This is a genomic window from Pseudomonas frederiksbergensis (assembly GCF_003732275.1).
Taxonomy (GTDB): Bacteria; Pseudomonadota; Gammaproteobacteria; order Pseudomonadales; family Pseudomonadaceae; genus Aquipseudomonas; species Aquipseudomonas frederiksbergensis_H.
The window spans coordinates 20,266-41,599 of the sequence record NZ_MOBM01000011.1 but is presented as its reverse complement, the minus strand read 5'-3'; the positions used below and the strand labels follow the sequence as shown (position 1 = coordinate 41,599).

Genomic DNA, 21,334 nt, shown 5'->3' with positions numbered 1-21,334 from the left:
AGTCTTAGCGGAGCATTTGCCGCACGCCCAACAGAGTGATCACGCTGCCACATATCGAATCGATCCAGCGCTTCTGTTTCCTGTACACATCGGCGACACGCCGATGCGACAGCGCCAGAGCGACAAAGCCGTACCAGAGCGAGGCAACAATCGCGACAACTGCGAGCATCGCCGCAAAGGTTTCGATGCTGACGTGAGGAGGGGCTGCTGCAGAAAAAATGGCGGCATAGAACGCGATGGATTTCGGGTTGGCAATGTTGGTCGCAACTCCCTGCAGGAACGCTTTGCGGCGTGTCACGGTCAGCGCGCCGTGAGCACTGTTCAGGCCGGCGCCGCGCAACACGATCAACCGGGCCCGAACCAGATCAGGTAAGCAGCGCCGAGGAACTTGATGACGACTGCCAGCCATGGCAGCAGCGTAAACACCATGCCAATCCCCAGAATCGCGCAGGTCGCCCAAAACAGATTCACCACCACGATGCCAGCAACCAGCATGAACGCTTCGGGGATCGTCGATGACGCCGCTTTGTGCGCTACGGCGACAAAGTTTGGCCCGGGGATGACCACCCCGGCGCAGTACACCGAAAAGACCGCCAGCACCGCTGCCCAATTAACCATAAGTCTCTACCTTGTCCGTGAGTGGATCGTGTCCCGGGCTACCGCTCCGCGAGGAGTTTGGCGCTGACGCCATAAATGGCCGTCACTGCCTGCACCTGCAGGCGGATCGAGTCGAGCAAATCAATGTCTTGAGTATCACGCAAAGTGCGAAGCACCATGCTGCTGGCCTGGAAAGCACTTTCGATGATGCGGAGACTGTTGGATCGAACCATGGCGAGATCCACAGATCCTTCGGCATTGACTGTCAGCATAGTGCGCAAGGACAGTTCCTGGGTCAGAAGCAGGGCATCGATGCGTGCCAGGCAGCGTTGCAGTGCCGGATCATTGAACTGGCGCAGAGCCTGGCGCGGATCAATGGTGGTGTGGAGCACCTTGGTCATTGAAAACAATCGGTCAGTCATCCCGCACAACAGCGAAGCAAACCATAGGGTGACGATGACATTGCCCGGCTCGCCAGCGCCTAGCGCCCGGACCTGCAAACAGTGCAACGTCGGGACGCCACTCAGGGCAATGCAGGGGCGGTTGATGAATCCGTCGCCGAGGCTTGTTTGCAGGACGCCCGGTGAGCGGTCGGCGATCAAGAAAATCGCCGTCTCGCCAGGCTCGGTTTCAGCGACCAGGATATAGCGGCCAGCCTCGCGTGCATCCTCGATCTGCAATTGCCCGGCATTGATTGCCCAACCCGGATGACCTGATAGCTGGCTGGCCTGCGCCGCCCCGCCACCCGACATTGCTGACAACAAGGCAGCCTCACCTTCCCACCTGACCTCGGCGCTGTCCGGCTCGCCCGACATGTCTTGTATGCAGCCGAGCAAATGAGCGAGTGCCGAGCCTGTACGCTTGCGCGCCAAGGCCCTGATGCGCAGGCTCGCCTGAGTGACTTCGGGCCAATCGTTGAGGACCGGTAACGGCCTGTCGACGCCACCCGCAATCCGCAAGTGGCGCGCCAGGGCGACTTTCGTATCCGTCTGAGTTCGAACCCGGCGCAGGGCAGCGCTATCGAATGCCTCAGACATGGCCTCACGGCTCAAAAAGTAGTTCTTCACTGAACTTGTCGCTCATTCCATTAAAGTTTGATGCTACGTGAGTGACTGCAGCGGGGCAAAGACGATTAACTTCTTTGCTCATGCCATTGATCCCGTCGCGCGACAGCTCTGCCTCGGGTCTTCAGGCAAGATGCGTGACGGCCACACCGCGAAAGGCGCCAGCCAGAATGCGCAGGCTCTCGCGGGTATGCGCGTCCATCCACCGGGAGTACATGACCATTTCCACAATCGGTAGCGGCGGCAGTCCGAACAGCTCGCCGACATCGATCAGTCGTGATGCCGCCAACCGCGTCGGCAACGGCGCGACGCCAATACCCGCCGCCGCCGCGTACAACGCCGTGGACACACCGCCGCCGATAAACGCATCGGACCACTGAATGCCTTCCTGGGCCAGCAAACGGATCGCGGTGCCGCGTATGCCGCAAGCGTCATCGACGGTCACCAGCGGCATCGGATCACCGCGCGTTCGCATCGACAGATCAGCGAACCAGCTGTAACGATCTTCGAAGAGACTCTCGGCATCTTGCCGATGTCTTTCGTTGCGCACGATAGCGACGTCGATCTCTTCGCGATCGAACTCCGCCAGCAAGTCATGCGACGCCCCGACCCGCACGCTGATGTCTAGCGTTGGATCGTAGGACTTGATTTTCTCCAGCACCCGCGGCAGTTCCGGGCCGGCCACATGATCGCTGATGCCCAGGCGCAGTTTTCTCTGGGTATGGGCGACTTCCGAGAGCGCCAGCTGCTGCGCGGCCAATAACGTTCGGGCGCGTGGCAGAAAGGCTTCGCCATCCGGTGACAGCTGGATGGCGCGTGGCGTGCGATTGAGCAGACGTCGGCGCAGGGTTCGCTCCAACCGCGAAACCTTAAGGCTGACAGCGGCCTGGGTCAGCCCGAGCACTTCGGCGGCCTGGGTAAAACTGCGCATGTCGGTGGTGAGCACAAACGCTTCAACGGTGGATAAATCCAGATGCGTAGTCATTCAAAGATAACCATTCGTTATGACAGATATATCGTAGCATAAATTTACAATTGATTCGGTCGTGACCAGTATCCGTTCGAAGTGGCTCCCAAAAAACGCCTGAACACGGAGGCTGGTCGAGATGCAACCGATAAATGTGCTGGACTTGACGCAAAAATCAGTAACACATCTGACAGACGTCGCCCCGCTCCCCCTCAAAATCCTGCTCACAAACGTCTCCTCCGACTCGCATACCTGGAACCTGGTCTTCATGCAGTTACTGCTTGAATACATGGGGCACGAGGTTTTCAACCTCGGGGCGTGCTGCCCCGATGAATTGATCATCGATCGCTGCGAGGCCGAGCATTTCGACCTGTTGGTGGTCAGCACGGTCAACGGCCACGGCAATATCGATGGCGAACGGTTGATCCGCAAACTGCGCGCCCGGCAAGACATGGCGCAACCGATGGCGGTCATTGGCGGCAAGTTGGGGATACATGGGGAGGCGGACAGTAGCCACTTGCAACGGTTACTGGACGCGGGGTTCACCGCCGTGTTCAACGCGGCGTCTTCGATTCTTCAGTTCGAAGCCTTCGTCAAAAAAATCAGCCACCGGGCTTCGCCCATTCCTGCATTGCCCTGGGCAGTGGAGGTGGCGATATGAAATTCAGCCAATTCGTCAAAGCCGCCAGCGAGGCAGGCCGTCTGGTTGTGCAGCCGCGCATGGGATTCGCCGATGTGCAAAGCATGCGCGGCGGGCTGGAAGCGGTCAGTCAATGCCTGGCCGTAGCCGTGGGCACGATCACTCTGGACAGTTACACCCGCGTCGGCGATCACGCCTCAGCGCGTGACGCGTTGCAAAGCGGCCAGCATCTCAACGGTTACCCGATCGTAGCGCATGGGGCCGCAGTGACCCGGACGATGCTTGGCACATTGCCGGGCGCGCTACCGATTCAGGTCCGGCACGGCTCGGCCAAGCCTCAGGATATTTTCAAGGTACTGCGCCAGTGCGGCGTCGATGCCACGGAAGGCGGGCCGATCTCCTACTGCCTGCCTTACGGCCGCACCCCGCTTCGCGGAGCCATTGAGGCCTGGGCGCAATCGTGCCGGATCATCGCTGCGCCGAAGGACTCGCCCGACTCCATCCACCTCGAAAGCTTTGGCGGTTGCATGCTCGGTCAACTCTGCCCACCAAGCTTGCTGATTGCCATATCGATTATCGAAGGGCTGTTCTTCATCGAGCACGGAGTATTTGACCTGTCCTTGAGTTACGCACAGCAGACTCACCTCCAACAGGACGTTGCCGCGCTCAACGCGTTGCGGCGTCTGGCCGGGGAATTTCTCGGGCAGGCCAACTGGCACGTCGTGCTGTACACCTACATGGGCGTTTTCCCGCGCACCCACGACGGAGCTCAAGATCTGCTGGCGCAAAGCGTGAACCTGGCCTTCCACGGCCATGCCGAGCGACTGATCGTCAAAACCACTGCCGAAGCCCACCGAATCCCGACTGTCGCCGAGAACATCGAGGCGCTGCAATTTGCCTCGCAAACCTGGAGCCGACTGCCAGGATCGACACTTGCAACTGACCTGGTCGCCGACCTTGAGGGGGAGATATACGACGAAGCGTTAAGCATGATCCACGCCGTGCTGAACATTGGCAGCGACTTGGGCAATTGCATCGCCAGCGCCTTCGACAAGGGCTATCTGGATGTACCGTTTTGCCTGCATGCCGACAATCGCGGCCATTCGCGCAGCTACATCAGCCAGGAAGGCCTGTTGCGCTGGCACGCCACCGGCAAGATGCCGATCAAGGCACAACCGGCGCTCGGCGAGGGCAAGAAACTCAACCCCTATGAGTTTCTGAGCATGCTGTCCTTCGTCGAAGCACGTTTTGATCAGCCGCACCTGCCCAACGAAACGCTCGATGTCATTGCCGGTGATGCCAAACCCGGTCGTACCAGGCAAATCGCGATCATCGGTTGCGGCCCTCGCTCGATTGCCGTGCTGGAACGCCTCGTTCTGGAGTTGGAGGCCAACCCGCCGCGCTACCCGCTGAAAATCACCGTGATCGACGCCGTCGAACCCGGCGCCGGCCGCGTCTGGCGCACCGATCAGTCGCCGCACCTGCTGATGAATACCATCACCTCGCAAATCACCCTTTACTCCGGGGCGCTGCAGAGCGGTGCATGGCGCGCCGGTGCTGGCCCCAACTTCCACCAATGGCTGCAACTGCACAGCGATCCACAATTCAGCAGGCTGGGTGCCAATGATTACGCCCCGCGCCAGCTCTACGGGCAGTATCTGCGTTCGTGCTTCTCGGTGTTCGTTGCCAACCTGCAAGCCCATGCCAACGTCAGCGTGCTGAAAAGTGAAGTGACAGCGCTGACGCAAGAGCCTGCCGGTTTTCGCCTGCAACTGCGTGAAGGCCAGTGGCTGGAGTCTATCGACACAGTGATCCTAGCTACCGGGCATGCACGGGTCCCTCAACCGACCCTGGCCAACAGCGCTGACGCCGAACAGGCGGCCTCGCGTTATATCGCCGGCGATTCGGCAGCTGATATGCCGCTCGAACAAATAGCTGCCGGGCAAACTGCCGCTGTCATCGGCATGGGGTTGGGGTTCTACGACTTGGTCAGTGAGTTGACCGTTGGCCGTGGTGGCCGCTTCGTCAGCGAAGGCGCGGGGCTGCGCTATGTGAAGTCCGGTCTGGAACCGCTGATCATCGCCGGTACCCGCAGCGGCATGCCGATCCTCGCCCGGGCGATCAATCAAAAACCTCCGGGCGCGATTTATCAGGCGACTTTTGCCACCGCCCGAGCAATCGAACGCGCCCGCGTACTTAACGAACAGGCTACCGGCAGTCGCTCGCTGGATTTCAACGCCGCTGTTCGTCCGCTGCTCCAGGCGGAAATGGAGCATGTGTATTACGCCACGGCACTGCGCAATCGAGAGGGTGAAGCAACGGCTCAGCGCTTCATTCTGGAACACGCCCGGGACCGGCAACCTCTGGCACCGATGCCTGGCCTGCTGCTACAACGTTATGGTCTGGCGGACTTGCCGTTATTGGAACTCAACCGCCTCGCACGTCCTTTCGGCGAACGAATATTCGACGATCAGCAAAGCTATAGCATCGAGCTGACCAGCCGCCTGCAAGCGGATGTCGCGCAAGCCTTGCTGGGCAACCTCGGCAGTCCGGTCAAAGCTGCACTGGATGTGTTGCGCGATGTGCGTGACACGATCCGCCAGACAGTCGAGGGGGACGGGCTGACCCAGGCTTCGCGCAACGCAGATTTCTTCGCTGATTTCGCCCCGGCCTGCGCCCTGCTGTCGGCCGGGCCACCGGTGTTTCGCACCCAGCAACTGCTGGCGCTGCTGGAGGCCGGCGTGGTCAACATTGTCGGTCCACAAGCCCGCTTCACACCGCGAGACGATGGTGCCGGCTACCACGTCGACTCGCCCAGGGTCGCGGGTTACGCCTGGCATGCAGACTGGTTGATCGACAGCCGCATTCGCACACCCCTGCTCGAAACGGATGGCGCCCCACTCTACGCCCAGTTACTGCGCGAAGGTCATACCCAGCCTTATCGCTACCCGGCCAGCGAGTCCGCGAATGAAGGGTTGCATACCGACCGAAAGACTTTCGCCCTGTTCAATCCGGCGGGCGCCGCCATACCGGGACTGTTCGCCATTGGCATTCCCACCGAAGGCGTCCGCTGGTTCACCCAAGTCGGCAGCGCCACGCCCGGCGTCCTGTCGCGCTTCACCCAAGACGCAATTACCGTGGCGCAGTCCGCGCTGGGGTTCGCTTTGGCTGCGCGGCAAGCGGTCTCTGAACACACATCACGGTTTGAGGAATCCTTATGAACGCTCCTTCCCGCCCCAATCTGCGCAACCACGCGGGCACAGTGTTTGGCGATGCCCGCGACACCTTGCTGCACCACGATGGCGGTATTACCGAGCCTGCGGGCGCGGCGTTCCAATGGCCGCGACTGCGCCACTTCAACTGGGCGCTGGACTGGTTCGACAGCCTCGCCTGGCGTGGCGAGCCGGCGCTGATTCTGGTGAATGGCGCAGAGGATGTACGCATCAGTTACGCCGAACTGCGTCAGCGCTCCAATCAGGTCGCCAATTGGCTGCATTCACTCGGTGCCCAACGCGGCGAACGCATCATGATCATGTTGCCCAACGGCGTGGAGTTGTACGCCCTGTTACTGGGCGCCATGAAGCTGGGCCTGGTCATTATCCCCGGCTACCCATCGCTTACCGGCGATAACCTGCTTGATCGCCTGACGCGCAGCCGCGCCCGCTATGTGGTCGCCAGCGAAAGCGTCACCGCCAACATTCCTCGGCTCGACAGCCTGCGGGGCTACATTGCAGTGGGTGCCGCGCACAAAGGCTGGATCGCCTTCGACGATCACCAGCAGCACGCGCCTGACTTCATCCCGGCCGTGCCGACATCGGTCGATGAACCGCTGTTCGGCTACTTTACCTCCGGCACGACCTCTGCGCCGAAGCTGGTGCTGCACACCCACCAGAGCTACCCCATCGGCCATCTGTCGAGCGTCTACTGGAACGGCATCCGCCCAGCGGATGTGCACCTGAATGTCTCTGCGCCAGGCTGGGCGAAGCATTCCTGGAGTTCGTTCTTCGTGCCGTGGACATGTGAGGCGACAATCGTCAGCCTTGAGGAGGCCGACGTTGGGCCTGCGGCGATTCTGGCGACGCTGCAGCGCTTGTCGGTAAACACATTTTGCGCCCCGCCGACCGTGTGGAGAGCCCTGCTGCGTCACGGTATCGGCTCGCGGCCAGCGGCCCTGCGCGAGATCGTCAGCGCAGGCGAGCCGCTGGATGCGACGCTGATCGACGCAGTCTCGGCGGCGTGGGGACTGGACCTGCGCAATGGCTTCGGGCAATCCGAAGCCACGGCCATCGTGGGTTTTGCCCCCGGCATGCCCATCAGCCGCGGTGCTCTGGGCTACCCCTTGCCGGGGTATCCAGTGGAGTTGCTCGATGTCGAAACCGGCCTGCCCGCCGACGAAGGGGAAATCTGTCTGCCCCTGTTGGACGACCGCCCACTCGGCCTGATGTCAGGCTATGACGCCGACCCGCAACGCAGCGAAAAAGCCCTCGGCGCAAGCCATTACCGCACCGGTGACATCGCGCGCCGCGACAGCGATGGCTGCCTCTGGTACCTGGGACGCACGGACGATCAATTCAAGTCCTTCGACTACCGCATCTCCCCGGTCGAACTGGAAAGTGCACTGCTGCAACATCCCAGTATTGCCCAGGCTGCCGTCATTCCGTTTCCTGATCCGGTCGGCCTGTATGTACCCAAGGCGTTTGTCGTGCTGCGCAGCGGTTACGTTGCGGACGCTGCGTGGTCCAGCGACGTCTTCGCCCAGCTCAGCCGCAAACTGCCTCCAGAACTGGCGATCCGGCGCATTGCCGTGGTGGATGAAATGCCCAAGACCTTGTCGGGCAAGATCATGCGCGCCACGTTGCGCCAGGCATCGCCCACCAGCAGCGCCGAATACCTCATTGAAGCGCACGCCGTCGTGCCGACGCCAGGCGAGATCCAGGGTGTCTGGCCGCAGCTGTTCGAGGGCGACGAGGATGGCGTGATGCGCGCGCTGGTCGCCGACTTTCAGAAAATGCACAGCCCGGACCGTGCCGGGATCTGGTCCCACACGCTCTACCGCGCCGACCCCGAAGGCTCTGTCGCGGCCCTGGTGCGCTACGAACCCGGCGCCCGCGCCAAAGCGCATCTGCACAATGGCCACGAACTCATTCATGTACTCGAAGGCGAGCTGCAGACCGGCGAGCAAATCCACCCCAAAGGCTCCTTGCTGGTGCTCGCTCCGGGCAGCCGGCATGCGCCATTCAGTGAAAAGGGTTGTTCGCTACTGGTGATCTGGGAACGCCCGGTCACCCCGATTGATGTCGATAAGGAACTTTGCGCATGAGCCACATCAAAACCAGCACCCTCGCTGCGCCAGCAGCCAATATCAATCGTCATCGCTGGGTCGTGCTCGCTGTCGGCGTGGCGGCCCAGGCCAGCTTCTCTCTGGGTTTCCAGGGCATTCCGGCCACTGGTCCGTTATTGCAGAATGCCTACGGCCTGAGCCTCGATCAGTTAGGCCTGATACTCGGTGCGATTGCCTTGGGGATTGCCGCCTCGGAAGTGATTTGGGGATTACTCACCGACAAGTTGGGCGACCGCTTTGTGCTGTTGACCGGCCTGCTGAGCACCAGCCTGATCTTCGCACTGCTGGCCGCATTCGGCACGCCACGCGCCGGTTCCATTCCCGGCGTATTGCTCCTGGGCAGCGGTCTGCTGGCGCTGGGCATTTTGGGCGGGAGCATCAACGGATCCAGTGGCAAGGCTGTGATGTCGTGGTTCCAGGACGGTGAACGCGGTTTCGCCATGAGCATTCGCCAGACAGCAGTGCCAGTCGGCGGCGGGATCGGTGCAGCCATCCTGCCCTGGATCGCGCTGCACTTCGGCTTCATCAGCGTTTTCAGTACGCTGGCCGCGACCAGTCTGCTCGCGGCGATGGCCGCCTGGACCTGGCTTACCCCGGCACCGGTGCAGCCGGCCCCTCGGGTCAGTCCGACCGACAGCTCAAAGAGCACGCTGAACGATCCGCACATGTGGCGCCTGTTCGTGGCCAGCGGCCTGCTTACCGTCCCACAGTTCGCGGTGCTGACCTTTTCCGCGATTTATCTGATTAACGAGTTTCACCTCGGTATCGCGGTGACTTCGGCAGTGATCTTCGCTGTGCAACTGCTCGGAGCCGTCGCGCGGGTCTGGAGCGGACGGTGGACGGACAAGCACAACAACCGTCGCGCGTTCGTTCGGGGCATCGCCCTGCTCGCGGCGGGGTCTCTGGTGTTACTGCAATTGAACATCCTCACGTTCAACGCTCCCGTGCTCAGTGTGCTGCTGTTGGTCGCAGCCGGTGTATTCGGCTCGGCGTGGCACGGCGTGGCCTACACCGAAATTGCGGTAATGGCCGGTGCTGCGCGTGTCGGCACCGCACTGGGGATCGAGAACACCGCCGTGTTCGCAGCCGCGTTCGCAACACCGGCGCTGATCCCGTTGTTACTGCGAAGCTTTTCCTGGGCGGAAGTCTGGGGTGGAATCGCCCTGCTCTGTCTGTTTGCTTTCGTCCTGTCGCCAAAACGCAAGTCCTGAGCCTGTGCTGTCAGCCGTCCCGGAGAACACTATGAATCCTCTATCCAGCCTCGTGACTTTCGCGTCGGTGGTCGAACATCGAAGTTTCTCCAGGGCTGCCGAACATCTGGGCAGCACCCACTCTTCGGTCAGCAAACAGATCGCCAAACTCGAAGCACACCTGAAGATCAAGTTGCTGCATCGCAGCACTCGCACGCTCGCGCCGACGGATGCTGGCAACCTGATTTACCAACACTGCGTGCGCATCGTCAAAGAGGCCCAAGCCATTCACACAATGCTCGATGAGTGGCAGGCAAACCCCAGCGGTGCGTTGAAGGTGATTGCCAGCGCTGCGATTGGTCGCTCGTTTTTGTCGGCGGATTACCTGGCTGCGCAGGGTACTCCGCGCAGTTTGTCGGATCTGCAGCAGCACAATTGCCTGCTATTCAACAATGCCATCGTCTCCCGTCCATCGCGCTGGACCTTAGTAAACACACCGGTCCAGGGCAACAATGCGCCTGGAGGAAGAACTGGATTGCCATTGCGGAAGAACTGGCCTGCGCAACGACAACCCGTGACGTCGCGCTGCAAAGATTGGAAGTCAGTCGTTGCTTCGACGCACGGGTCGATGACGGCCGGGGCAGGCGCGCGCTGACCCGAATCGCGGCTTTAGCGGATCGAGCGCAAACAACTCGGCAATCCGTGCCGCCAGGACATCGCCCAACCGCTGATCCTCGCGCAACCCCAACCACCGGCTCATTCCACGGCACCTATATCAAAGTCCAAGGGCTTCACGGTTTTCTGCCCGATCCCGTACCAGTCCAGCTTGCGGGTCAGCACCATGAACACGCCCAGCAGACCGAACAACAGCAGCGAGCCCATCAACAGCGCGTAATCCTCGGCGCTCAACAAGCCGTAAAGCAGCCCGTATAACGCCGCCAACCCCGCCGAAAAGCTCAAGCCGTGACGCACGCTGCGCAGCACATGGCAGACATAGAAACCGATCAACGCCACACAGCCACTCGCCGACAGCAGATACGCCAAGGCAAAGCCGATGTGCTCGGACAGCGACAGCAGCAACAGGTAGAAGAACGCCAGCGCCACGCCCACCAAGGCGTATTGCACCGGGTGTACCGCCAGGCTTTTCAGTACTTCGAAGAGGAAGAAACCGGCGAAGGTCAGGACGATGAACAGCAATGCGTATTTGATTGCCCGATCGCTTTTCAGGTATTGGTCCACCGGGTCGATGAAGCTCACGCCGAAGCTGCGACCGCTGAACGCGTCGCAATGACCGCCAGACACGCAACTGTTCAACGCTTCTTGCAGATTGGTGGAGAAAAATGAGGTCTGCCAATTGGCCGTGAAGCCCTGATCGGTAATTTCACGCTGGGCCGGCAGGTAGTTACCGATGAAGCTGGGGTGCGGCCAATTGGCGGCCAGTGAAACCTTGCTGGTCTTGCCCACCGGAAGAATCTGCAACTGGCCGGTGCCTTGCAGGCGCAAGTCGAAACCGAACGCCAGTTCCGTGGCCTGTCTGGTATCCAGCGTCGGTAGCGTCACATGCACACCCTCGCCCAACCAGCCCACTTGGCTACCCGGTACAAAGTCCAGGCTCTGGCCATTGAGTTCGAGTTTCAGGGCATTTTCGATGCCGCGAATGTCGCTGATGCCGACGGCCAGGAACGGTTGGTCAAAGCGGTAATCGGCGAAGTCCTCCTTGATGCCCAGTTGCGCCGGGACCGAGAAATGCCCGCTGATGCGATTATCGGCATGAAACAGCCGTGCCTCGTAGATACCCCGGGCACGCAGTTCGGTCTGGACCTGGCCGTCCAGTTCGAAGCGCTCCGGCAAGAAATACAAACGCCCGCGCTCCTCGCCGACGTCCTGGTAACGCTGGTTGGTTTTTTCGTTGGTTTTCCAGATGCGCACTGTTTTGCGATAGGGCACCACCATCAGCGGGCCACTCAGTTGCTGGCTGTAACTGGAGCTGCGGGCGATGTCTTCGAGTACACCGTCGCGCAGTTGTTGCCGATCCTGGATCACGCCATTGATCATCAGCAGCGGGATCAGCAGCAACAGAATCAAAAGGGCAATCGCCCCGAGTTTTAGGGTCAGGCTACGGTTCATGGGACTCTCCCTGTTTGGATGGGGAAAGTCTGGAGTCGGTGTGTGGGAGTTTTATGGGGGGAATGTGGAGACTTTGTGGAGACTGGGCCGGCCCCATCGCGAGCAGGCTCGCTCCCACATTTGATCTTCGGTTCGCATATAGTTTGTGTTCGCTGGAGATCCCTTGTGGGAGCGAGCCTGCTCGCGATGGCCGCGACTCGGTCCTAAGGCAGGCGCAACGTGACCTCTACACCGCCGTCGACATTACCGAGACTCATCACGCCGCCATGCAACTTGATCACTTCTTCAACAAAGTTAAGCCCCAACCCCGTACTTTTACGCCCACTGTCCGGACGCGGCAGTGAGTAGAAGCGCTCGCTCAAACGCGGCAATGCATAGTCGGGAATTGCCTCGGCCTGGTTGAATAGCTTGAACTCAATCTGCTCGCCGACTCGTTCGGCACTGAATCGCAGCAAGCCCTGAGCCGGGGTGAAATCCAACGCATTCTCCAGCAGATTGCCCAGCGCCTGGCGCAACAAAAACGGCTCGCCGAGCAGATTCAGATCCGCTGCAATTTGCTGTTCCGCACGCAACTGCTTACCTTCGATTCGCGCAGCCTGCGCGCTCAACAGCTCGTCCACCAAACCCGCCAATGGCACCGCCACCCGCTCTTCCAGCCCTTGGCGCTGTTCCACCTGCGCGAGGTTCAACAGTCGTTCGATCAACTGCTGCATGCGCGCGCTTTCGCTGTCGATGTTGCTGACGAAACGTTGCTGCTGGGTCGCCGGCATCTCGCCTTGCAGCAACTCCGCCGCACCACGAATCGCCGCCAGCGGGCTTTTCAATTCATGGGTCAGGGTGTGCACATAACGCTCGACGTAGGCTTTGCCTTCGAGCTGGGTGCGCATCTGCTCCACCGCCGTGGCCAGTTGCTCCAGCTCGCCACCACGATAATGCGGCACCTCGACCCGCCGGCCTTCGCTGACTGCCTGGGCATACACCGTCAACCGCCGCAGCGCCGCGCTCAGCCACCAGGACAACAGCGCACCGAACAGCAAACCGAGGCCAATCAGCCCGGCGCCATAAATCAGCAATCGCCGCTCGGTGCGATCAACGTAAGGCTGCAGCGAGCTGTTGGGCTTGGCCACCGTCACCACGCCGATGATCTGGCCGTTGTCGCGAATCGGCGCTCCAACGTGCATCACCGACGTGTTCGAGTCGTCCGGGTTGCTGCGCGTCGAACGAGCGCCGTATTCGCCACGCAAAGTCAGGTAGACGTCATTCCAGCGCGAGTAGTCCTGGCCCACCGCAATGCCGCTGGAATCCAGCACCACGATGCCCTTTGTATCGGTGACGTAAATGCGGTGGTTGACCTGATTCTTCGGCATGCCCCAGATACTCGCCTTCGGTTGCCGTTCACCGTAAGCCTTGAGCAATTCCGGCCAGCGGTTCTGGCTGAGGGTGCCGGCCTTGAAGTCGTCCCGCAGGATCTCGGCCATCAGGTTGGCGGTGTCCACCAGGGTTTCTTCGGTGGACTGGCGCACGCCGGGGCGGATTTCTTCCATCACGGTGTTGAGCACGAAGTAGCCGGTCAGGCCGATGAACAGCACGTAGACCAGAAAAATCCGGATCCCCAGGGGCATCAGCTGTGCCCCGGGCTGTAGCTGTAACCGAGGCCACGGTGAGTCTGGATCGGCTCGGCATCGGCTTTCACCAGGCGCAATTTGGCGCGCACGCTTTTGATGTGGCTGTCGATGCTGCGCTCATAACCGGCATCGGCGGCCACACCCAGGGCATCGAGCAATTGCTCGCGGCTGAAGACTCGCTCGGGTTGTTCCAGCAGGCATTGCAGCAAACGAAACTCATGGCGAGTCAGGCTCAAGGGCTGATTACGATAGCTGATCTGCACCCGCTCGCTGTCGATGCGAAACAGCGCCGAGGAAACCTCCGCCACCGCTCGTGGCGCCATGCGCTTGAGAATCGCCCGGACCCGCGCCGCCACTTCTCGAGGGCTGAACGGTTTGACCACGTAGTCGTCGGCACCGATTTCCAGGCCCACCACGCGGTCGATCTCTGCATCACGGGCGCTGAGGAAGATCACCGGCACGTCGCTGAAACGCCGCAATTGCTTGCAGGCTTCGAAGCCACTGATGTCGGGCAGGCCGATGTCGAGAATGATCAGGTCCGCTGGCGTGGCGCGCTGATGTTCAAGCGCCGCCGCGCCAAGGCTCAACCAGGTGGTGGTGAAGCCCTCGCCCTGCAAGGCGAAAATCAGGGTGTCGGCAATGGCCGCTTCGTCTTCGACAATCAGGATATGGGGCATGGCGTCCGAGCCCGCTAGTTAAGTGGGCGAACGGTGCCCCAAGGCTGATTCGCCGTCAATCAGCAGTCGGGTTTGTCTGCCGTAAAACGCCGTGCCGGGTTCACTGCCGCACCGAATTCACGCAGCGCTTTGGCGCCGATCAGCAACGGGTAATTGAAGCTGCTACGGTCGGTGAGGTTGACCTCGACGGTGCGCTTGACGTTGCCCAGGCACAGTTCCAGATCAACCACTGGCCGCTTGGTGGGTTCGATCGCTTCCTTGTCATCCTCGTCTTCTTCGGAGCGGGTCTTGATCTTGCTGATCCGCGCGATCTTGTGTTCGTAGACCTTGTTGCTGGCGCCTTTGGTGGCGAGGCGGAAACGCACCCACTCGTCGCCATCTCGGGTGAAGGTTTCGATGTCTTTGGCCGACAGCGACGCGGTCAGGGCGCCGGTGTCCATTTTGGCCTTGAGGACTTCGCCGCCGATTTCCGGCAGCGCGATGTATTCGTAACGCCCGTACAGGGTCGGTTCGGCGGCCAGGACTGGAAGGGCCACGAGGGAAAGCAGTGCAAGGAGAGATTTCACGTAAGGGGGCTTCCTTTGAAAGTGGGCAGCTGGATTTTAGACCGTTGTCTGGATGATCGTTCCCACGCTCCGCGTGGTAATGCCTCATGTGACGCTCTGCGTCACGCTTTGGGGACGCGGAGCGTCCCGGGTTGCATTCCCACGCAGAGCATGGGAACGATCGGTACGAGGAGGTTAATGGTCCAGACGTGAAACATTCGTCACCACCGATTTGGCCTGCCACCCGAAGCTGCTTATCATGGCGCGCCCACACGCTTTCAAGAGTTGCTTATGCGCCGCCTGCTCACCGGCTGTCTGGTTACCCTGCTGCTGTTGCTCAACACCTTAGTCCTGTTCGGGCCGCTGATGGTGCTCGCACTGCTCAAACTGCTCCTTCCCGGTCGTTTTCGCGATAACGCCTCATCGGCGGTGATGTGGATTGCCGAAACCTGGGCCGAGATCGACAAGCTGATCTTCCGTCTGTGCATTCCCACGCAATGGGACATTCACGGCGGTGACGACCTGCACCGCGACACCTCATACCTGGTAATCAGCAACCATCAATCCTGGGTCGATATCCCGGCGCTGATCCAGACGCTTAACCGGCGCACGCCGTTCTTCAAATTCTTCCTCAAGAAAGAACTGATCTGGGTGCCGTTCCTGGGTCTGGCCTGGTGGGCGTTGGACTATCCGTTCATGAAGCGCTACACCAAAGCATTCCTCGCCAAGAACCCGGAGCTGGCCGGCAAGGACCTGGAAATCACCAAAGAGGCCTGCGAGCTGTACAAGCGTCAACCGGTGACGGTGGTCAATTACCTGGAAGGCACTCGCTTCACCACGGCGAAAAGCACCCAGCAGCAATCACCGTTCACCCATCTTCTCAAGCCCAAGGCGGGTGGCGTGGCGTTCGTACTGGCGGCGATGGGCGAACAGCTGGATGCGATTCTCGATGTGACGGTTGTTTACCCGCAGCAAAAAATTCCGGGGTTCTGGGATTTGATCAGCGGCAACGTGCCGAGGGTAATCATCGACATCAAGACCCGCGAACTCGACCCGGCGTTGTGGCAAGGCGATTATGAAAACGATGCCCTGTTTCGGGAAAAGGTCCAGAACTGGGTCAACCAGCTCTGGATCGAAAAAGACCGGCGTATCGACGCGTTGCGCGCCGAAAGCCGCTGATCAACTACCGGTGCCGGTGCCCCAGATCCCGCCAAGGTTTTGCAGCAGCGAACCGGCGACGCCTTGCTGACCGAGGTATTGCAGCATCACCGGGGCGAACAGGCCGATCATGCCAGTGTCCATGCCCAGCGCGCTGAAGGCGTTATTGAGGTCGTTGGTGTCTTTGACGTTACCCAGCAAACCATCGAGCAAAGCATTCTTGTCCGATCCCGCGCCGAGCAGCCCACCCAATCCGTTCAAGCCGCCGATGGCACTGTTACCGGCAATCTGACTGAGGCCCGGCACGTTTTTACTCAGCTCGGAAAAGTCCTCGCCGCTGAGTTGATTCCTGGCCAGCCCCAACATCGCACCGGCACCGCCCACGGCCTGCTCCGGGGTGATGTCGAGCTGCGAGCCTAGCGTATTGAGCAAACCGGCGGCCTTGGGTGCCGCCGCCACGGCGCCATCGCCCTCGTTGCCCTGCATCGCTGAAGCCGCATTGACCACATCGCTGAGACTGAACTGTGCGAAGACCGGGCTGGCGAACAGGGCCAACAGCGAAGCCAATGCAAAACCGCGTGAAATCTTCATCCCGACATCCTCATGTGCCATAAAACCGCCCGATTGATGGACGGAAAAGCTGCCAGTTTGACCGGGCATGCGTCGGCATGTTCCTCGCGAAGCCGTTCATTTTTCTCTGCGTTTTCTGGCCCTATCAGTTCTGCTAGTAGGCGCCCTTGGTCAATTGCGTCACAGTAAAAGCTCTGAGTGGTGTTGAATGCATATGGGTATTTTTGGTCCGCCGCGACCACTAAAAAATTAGAAGAACACATTTCATCGCCTTCTCAAGGGTTTACTCCATCCGAGACTTACAACTTTATCGGCAACCCCAAACAAAACGGATATATCTCAAACCATTGCTGGACCCACAAAAGGAACTTAACAATGTGCACTTACATTTACATCGCCCGCGCTGTTAGGGGCACTCCCAGCAACCAATACGGATCTGTAGACGCAAATACGCCCAAAGAAGCCAAAAGGAAAGTCAAAGATAAATATACCTACCCAGTGAAGGTCGACGTGATAGTGGTTCCAGAAATGGGATCACAGAAGAAAACTTAAACATGGTACTCACATCAACAATCGATATACCCGTGGCGAATCGTCAAGGCTGGTGGTTTCAGCTCAGTGGCACCCGACCCTATCAGTTCTGCTAGTAGGCAACCCTGGCCGATTGCGCCACAGTAAAACCCTGAATCGATGGCCTCTTCAGGGAGATCAGCCCTATGCAGATCGACAGCAAAACCTTGCTCTGCCGCTACCAGTACGACGCACTCAATCGGCTGATCGCGAGCACACCCTTGGCGCAGACCACCGAGATTCAAGGCGCCGAACAGCGTTCGATCATGCAGCATGAAGATCAACTGCTGGCGCAACAACAGCGCCAAAGCGGCCCTGTGGAAACATGCCTACTCGTCACTGATCAACAGAGCTCGGTGTTGAACGTACTCGCTGCAGCACGTCGCAATCCGCTTGCCTATACGCCATATGGTCACCGCCATCCGGAGAACGGCTTGCTCAGCCTGCTTGGCTTCAACGGCGAACGGCCGGATCCGGTGACGGGGTGTTATTTGTTAGGTAATGGCTATCGGGCGTTTAACCCGGTGTTGATGCGGTTTAACAGTCCGGACAGTTGGAGTCCGTTTGGGGAGGGTGGGTTGAATGCGTATGCGTATTGTGTGGGGGATCCGGTGAATCGGGGAGATCCGACGGGACATTCCAATTGGCTATTCAGCCTTTTCAAGGGAATTGCAAATCGATTGAATATCAGAACACCTTCCAGCGCTAGACAAGTGATTGGAACTGCGGGTTCGACGGAAAATATGGCTACTCATGCTACAAACCCTATCAACCTTGATCCGCCGCCACCCTATAGTCCTCCTCGTAACCGCCGTCCTTCGTTTGAACCGACATCGGACCCGGGATTAGCATTGACTACCGAAAGTGATTTGCTCTCCGAAATTAACCGTCGAGAAGCGAGTGCGTCAATACAACGCAGCTTTCTGAACGACATTACCAACGGCCATTTACAGGTCGCACCAGGCGAGCATGCAAGCAGAGTGACCGAATGGCATCAAACACAAATAAGTATCGTAGCGCTCAAAGAAAGAATTCCCCTTCCAAGCTACAAAGATGTACTTGATACCGACAAACTACCTAGTTACCAAAGCGCGGTTAGAAGGTCGCGGTAGAAGAATCAAGCCATTCAGAAGTGATGCCCCTGATGCAAAAAAGGGCGACATAAGTCGCCCTCTTCTTTCACCTAAAACCCTTACGCCGCACTAAACATCTTATGCGGATCAATCACAAACTTCTTCGGCACGCCCGCATCGAACTCGCCATAACCCCGTGGCGCGTCATCCAGGCTGATCACCTCAACCCCAACGATGTCGGCAATCTTGATGCGGTCCCACATGATCGCCTGCATCAGCTGGCGGTTGTATTTCATCACTGGCGTCTGGCCGGTGTGGAAGCTGTGGGATTTGGCCCAGCCCAGACCGAAGCGAATGCTCAGGCTGCCCATTTTCGCGGCCGCATCCACAGCACCTGGATCCTCGGTCACGTACAGGCCAGGGATACCGATTTTGCCCGCCACGCGTACCACGCCCATCAGGGAGTTGAGCACGGTCGCCGGGGCTTCGTGTTTCACGCCGGCATGGCCGTGGCCGCGGGCTTCGAAGCCTACGGCGTCGACGGCGCAATCCACTTCTGGTTCACCCAGCAGCGCGGCGATTTGTTCGTGCAGTGGGGTGTCTGTCGACAGGTCGGCAATTTCGAAACCCTGAGCCTTGGCGTGAGCCAGGCGGATCGGGTTGACGTCACCGATGATCACCACTGCAGCGCCCAACAGGCGAGCGGAAGCGGCAGCCGCCAGGCCAACCGGGCCGGCGCCCGCGATGTATACGGTGCTGCCTGGGCCAACGCCCGCAGTCACTGCGCCGTGGTAACCGGTCGGCAGAATGTCGGAGAGGCAGGTCAGGTCACGGATTTTTTCCATGGCCTTGTCGCGATCCGGGAGTTTCAGCAGGTTGAAGTCAGCGTACGGCACCATCGCGTATTCAGCCTGGCCACCGGTCCAGTCGCCCATGTCGACATAACCGTAAGCACCGCCCGGACGCGCCGGGTTGACGCTCAGGCAGACGCCGGTGTGCTGTTCTTTGCACGAACGGCAACGGCCACATGCAACGTTGAAGGGTACCGATACCAGATCGCCGATCTGCAGGTTCTCGACGCCGCTGCCCTTCTCGATCACTTCACCGGTGATCTCGTGACCCAGCACCAGACCAGTCTGGGCGGTGGTACGACCGCGCACCATGTGCTGGTCGGAACCACAGATATTGGTGGAAACTACGCGCAGGATGACAGCGTGTTCGATCTTCCTGCCGCGCGGGTCCTGCATTTTGGGATAGTCGATTTTCTGTACTTCGACCTTGCCTGCGCCGAGATACACGACACCACGATTACCAGACATGCTTTCACCTCGCTGTTGTTTTTATGTAGCGGTCGCGTCGCCATGGATCGGCGGCGCGTTGATTGCTCGGGTTATTGCCTGTGTTTCTTGTGTTGTTTGTTATGCCGCCATCGCGAGCAGGCTCGCTCCCACAGGGGAATGCGATCAAATGTGGGAGCGAGCCTGCTCGCGATGGCGATCTAAAGAACGACGGTGCGGTTGGCGTTCAAAAACACGCGTCGTTCAATGTGATAGCCAACGGCCCGCGCCAGTGTCAGCCCTTCGATATCCCGCCCTTTGGCGATCAAATCTTCGGGGTAATGACTGTGATCCACGGCCTCCACGCCCTGGGCGATGATCGGGCCTTCGTCCAGGTCGTTGTTGATGTAGTGCGCCGTGGCGCCGACCAGTTTCACGCCCTTGTTGTAGGCCTGGTGGTACGGCTTGGCGCCTTTGAAACCCGGCAGCAGGGAGTGGTGGATGTTGATCGCCTTGCCATCGAGTTTGCGGCACAGCTCTGGCGACAGAACCTGCATGTAACGGGCAAGGATCACCAGCTCGGCGCCGGACTCTTCAACCACCTGCCAGACCTGACGCTCCTGCGACGGTTTGTCGTTCGGGTCCAGCGGGAAATGGTAGTACGGAATCTGGTGCCAGTCGGCCAACGGTTTGAGGTCCGGGTGGTTGGAGACCACGGCGACCACGTCCATCGACAACTGGCCGATGCGCTGGCGGTAGAGCAAGTCGTTGAGGCAGTGATCGGCCTTGGAAACCATGATCACCACTTTTGGCCGGTGGTGCGGCGGGGTCAGCTCGAAGACCATCCCGAAGGCGTCACCACGTTCCGCCAAACCTGCGCGAAAAGCTTGTTCGTCAAAGCCGTCGGGCTGACGGAATTCCACGCGAATGAAGAAACGGCCCGAAAGCCGGTCATCGAAGGAATGATGCTCGGTGACGTAGCAGCCCTGCTCGAACAGAAAGCGGGTCACCGCATCCACGGTGCCGAGGACGCTAGGGCAGTCGGCGGTCAGAATCCATGTGTCTGGGGCGCGGCTCATAGTGCGGTGACTCCTGTTCGAAAAAACCTACGCGACTGCGAAGATCTGTGGCGAGGGAGCTTGCTCCCGCTGGGTTGCGAAGCAACCCCAAAATCAGCAACCGCGTTCCCTCAGAAGGAACGTGGATTCAGGCTTCACGACTGCTTCGCAGCCGAGCGGGAGCAAGCTCCCTCGCCACAATTACGCCTGGACGCTAAGCCCGTACTCAGCCGCTGCATCCTGCAACCACAACCACCAGTAATCCGAGAAGCTGCGGCGAATCAGCAGTTCCCAGGTGTCTTCGGCAGTGTGGCGGATCATCAGCTGCGACTTGGCGAACACCGTACCGACAGCCTTGCCCACCGGGAAGTTGTTGGGGTGCACGTCATAGCTGGTGGATTTCATCAGCACCTGACGCACGTTCGGGCCGCTGAGTTCGAGGATCTGCTGGCCGCCGCTGACGTTGACGATCTGAATGTGCAGGTCGCCCAGCGCTTTGCGAAGTTTTTGCTCGGCGGCGAATTCTTCACCGGTCGGCACGATCAGCAGCCATTCATCCGGCCCCATCCATTGCAGGCTGGTTTCGCCTTTGACGATGACGGTCAGCGCACCCGGCAATTCGATGCCAAGGGCTTTGTGCACGCCAGCGGCGAAAGCCGCATCGTGGCCATCGCCACGGATGGTCAGGTGACCGAGGAGTTTTTTCTCACGCACGATCACGCCGGCGTTCTTGCGGCCCTTGCCCACCAGGCTGGCGAGGTCGGCGTGATGCAGCGACGACTCGGCCTTGGCCCCGGTGGTTGGGCGTTGTTGGTAAACATTGGCTGCGGTCATAAAGCACCTGTCTTGAATTCT

At 59.9% G+C, this 21,334-nt stretch carries 19 protein-coding genes; 7 read left to right on the top strand and 12 right to left on the bottom strand.

Features of this window, described 5'->3' with window-relative positions; genetic code table 11:
- Positions 1–4 precede the first annotated feature (4 nt).
- The 4 genes from BK662_RS35170 to BK662_RS07730 form a co-directional block, all read right to left on the bottom strand.
- The gene (locus BK662_RS35170) at positions 5–343 is read right to left on the bottom strand and encodes a LysE family transporter (RefSeq protein ID WP_259695888.1); all 339 of its coding nucleotides are present in this window, start codon (positions 341–343) and stop codon (positions 5–7) included.
- A 2-nt stretch (positions 344–345) separates the two neighbouring features.
- Positions 346–618 (bottom strand): LysE family transporter, encoded by a 273-nt coding sequence (locus BK662_RS35165; RefSeq protein ID WP_259695886.1) that lies wholly within the window; start codon positions 616–618, stop codon positions 346–348.
- A gap of 38 nt (positions 619–656) precedes the next feature.
- Positions 657–1,469: a hypothetical protein gene (locus BK662_RS07735; RefSeq protein WP_148057920.1), complete on the bottom strand. Its 813-nt coding sequence runs from the start codon at positions 1,467–1,469 to the stop codon at positions 657–659.
- Between the two features lie 316 nt (positions 1,470–1,785).
- The gene (locus tag BK662_RS07730; protein WP_123357582.1) at positions 1,786–2,646 is read right to left on the bottom strand and encodes a LysR family transcriptional regulator; all 861 of its coding nucleotides are present in this window, start codon (positions 2,644–2,646) and stop codon (positions 1,786–1,788) included.
- A 250-nt stretch (positions 2,647–2,896) separates the two neighbouring features.
- Here BK662_RS07730 and BK662_RS07725 point away from each other — a divergent pair, with 250 nt between their 5' ends.
- From BK662_RS07725 to BK662_RS07705, 5 genes are read left to right on the top strand one after another with little or no spacing between them, the layout of a single operon-like run.
- Positions 2,897–3,289 carry a cobalamin B12-binding domain-containing protein gene (locus tag BK662_RS07725; RefSeq protein WP_221179097.1) on the top strand — a complete coding sequence of 131 codons (393 nt, stop codon included), beginning with the start codon at positions 2,897–2,899 and terminating at the stop codon, positions 3,287–3,289.
- A complete protein-coding gene (locus BK662_RS07720) occupies positions 3,286–6,489 on the top strand; it encodes an FAD/NAD(P)-binding protein (protein WP_123357581.1) in 3,204 nt (1,067 codons plus the stop codon). Before BK662_RS07725 ends, BK662_RS07720 begins: the two co-directional genes overlap by 4 nt.
- Positions 6,486–8,588 carry an AMP-binding protein gene (locus BK662_RS07715; protein WP_123357580.1) on the top strand — a complete coding sequence of 701 codons (2,103 nt, stop codon included), beginning with the start codon at positions 6,486–6,488 and terminating at the stop codon, positions 8,586–8,588. Before BK662_RS07720 ends, BK662_RS07715 begins: the two co-directional genes overlap by 4 nt.
- Positions 8,585–9,820 (top strand): MFS transporter, encoded by a 1,236-nt coding sequence (locus BK662_RS07710; RefSeq protein ID WP_123357579.1) that lies wholly within the window; start codon positions 8,585–8,587, stop codon positions 9,818–9,820. The genes BK662_RS07715 and BK662_RS07710 overlap by 4 nt, the downstream gene beginning before the upstream one ends.
- Positions 9,821–9,851: 31 nt before the next feature.
- Positions 9,852–10,454 (top strand): LysR family transcriptional regulator, encoded by a 603-nt coding sequence (locus BK662_RS07705; protein WP_123357578.1) that lies wholly within the window; start codon positions 9,852–9,854, stop codon positions 10,452–10,454.
- A 101-nt stretch (positions 10,455–10,555) separates the two neighbouring features.
- On the opposite strand, the gene creD is transcribed toward BK662_RS07705, so the two are convergent.
- The 4 genes from creD to rloA2 all read right to left on the bottom strand — a co-directional run bounded on the left by creD (position 10,556) and on the right by rloA2 (position 14,794).
- On the bottom strand, positions 10,556–11,926 hold the full coding sequence (creD, locus tag BK662_RS07700) for a cell envelope integrity protein CreD (RefSeq protein WP_123357577.1): 1,371 nt from the start codon (positions 11,924–11,926) through the stop codon (positions 10,556–10,558).
- Between the two features lie 203 nt (positions 11,927–12,129).
- Positions 12,130–13,548 (bottom strand): two-component system sensor histidine kinase CreC, encoded by a 1,419-nt coding sequence (gene creC, locus BK662_RS07695; protein ID WP_123357576.1) that lies wholly within the window; start codon positions 13,546–13,548, stop codon positions 12,130–12,132.
- Positions 13,548–14,228 carry a two-component system response regulator CreB gene (creB, locus tag BK662_RS07690; RefSeq protein WP_123357575.1) on the bottom strand — a complete coding sequence of 227 codons (681 nt, stop codon included), beginning with the start codon at positions 14,226–14,228 and terminating at the stop codon, positions 13,548–13,550. Before creB ends, creC begins: the two co-directional genes overlap by 1 nt.
- A gap of 59 nt (positions 14,229–14,287) precedes the next feature.
- Complete coding sequence (gene rloA2 / locus BK662_RS07685; RefSeq protein WP_123357574.1) at positions 14,288–14,794, bottom strand: retropepsin-like aspartic peptidase RloA2; 507 nt, start codon at positions 14,792–14,794, stop codon at positions 14,288–14,290.
- Between the two features lie 270 nt (positions 14,795–15,064).
- Here rloA2 and yihG point away from each other — a divergent pair, with 270 nt between their 5' ends.
- Complete coding sequence (yihG, locus tag BK662_RS07680; protein ID WP_123357573.1) at positions 15,065–15,952, top strand: 1-acylglycerol-3-phosphate O-acyltransferase, YihG family; 888 nt, start codon at positions 15,065–15,067, stop codon at positions 15,950–15,952.
- On the opposite strand, the gene BK662_RS07675 is transcribed toward yihG, so the two are convergent.
- Positions 15,953–16,522 carry a DUF2780 domain-containing protein gene (locus tag BK662_RS07675; protein ID WP_123357572.1) on the bottom strand — a complete coding sequence of 190 codons (570 nt, stop codon included), beginning with the start codon at positions 16,520–16,522 and terminating at the stop codon, positions 15,953–15,955.
- Positions 16,523–17,217: 695 nt separating this feature from the next.
- Between BK662_RS07675 and BK662_RS07665 the strand changes: the two genes are divergently transcribed.
- A complete protein-coding gene (locus BK662_RS07665; protein WP_123357570.1) occupies positions 17,218–18,183 on the top strand; it encodes an RHS repeat-associated core domain-containing protein in 966 nt (321 codons plus the stop codon).
- 80 nt (positions 18,184–18,263) lie between these two features.
- On the opposite strand, the gene fdhA is transcribed toward BK662_RS07665, so the two are convergent.
- The 3 genes from fdhA to BK662_RS07645 all read right to left on the bottom strand — a co-directional run bounded on the left by fdhA (position 18,264) and on the right by BK662_RS07645 (position 21,313).
- On the bottom strand, positions 18,264–19,463 hold the full coding sequence (gene fdhA, locus BK662_RS07660; RefSeq protein ID WP_123357569.1) for a formaldehyde dehydrogenase, glutathione-independent: 1,200 nt from the start codon (positions 19,461–19,463) through the stop codon (positions 18,264–18,266).
- Positions 19,464–19,642: 179 nt separating this feature from the next.
- A complete protein-coding gene (gene purU / locus BK662_RS07655) occupies positions 19,643–20,500 on the bottom strand; it encodes a formyltetrahydrofolate deformylase (protein WP_007907570.1) in 858 nt (285 codons plus the stop codon).
- Positions 20,501–20,680: 180 nt separating this feature from the next.
- Positions 20,681–21,313, bottom strand: a complete 633-nt coding sequence (locus tag BK662_RS07645; protein ID WP_123357568.1) for a sarcosine oxidase subunit gamma — start codon at positions 21,311–21,313, stop codon at positions 20,681–20,683.
- Between the last annotated feature and the right edge of the window lie 21 nt (positions 21,314–21,334).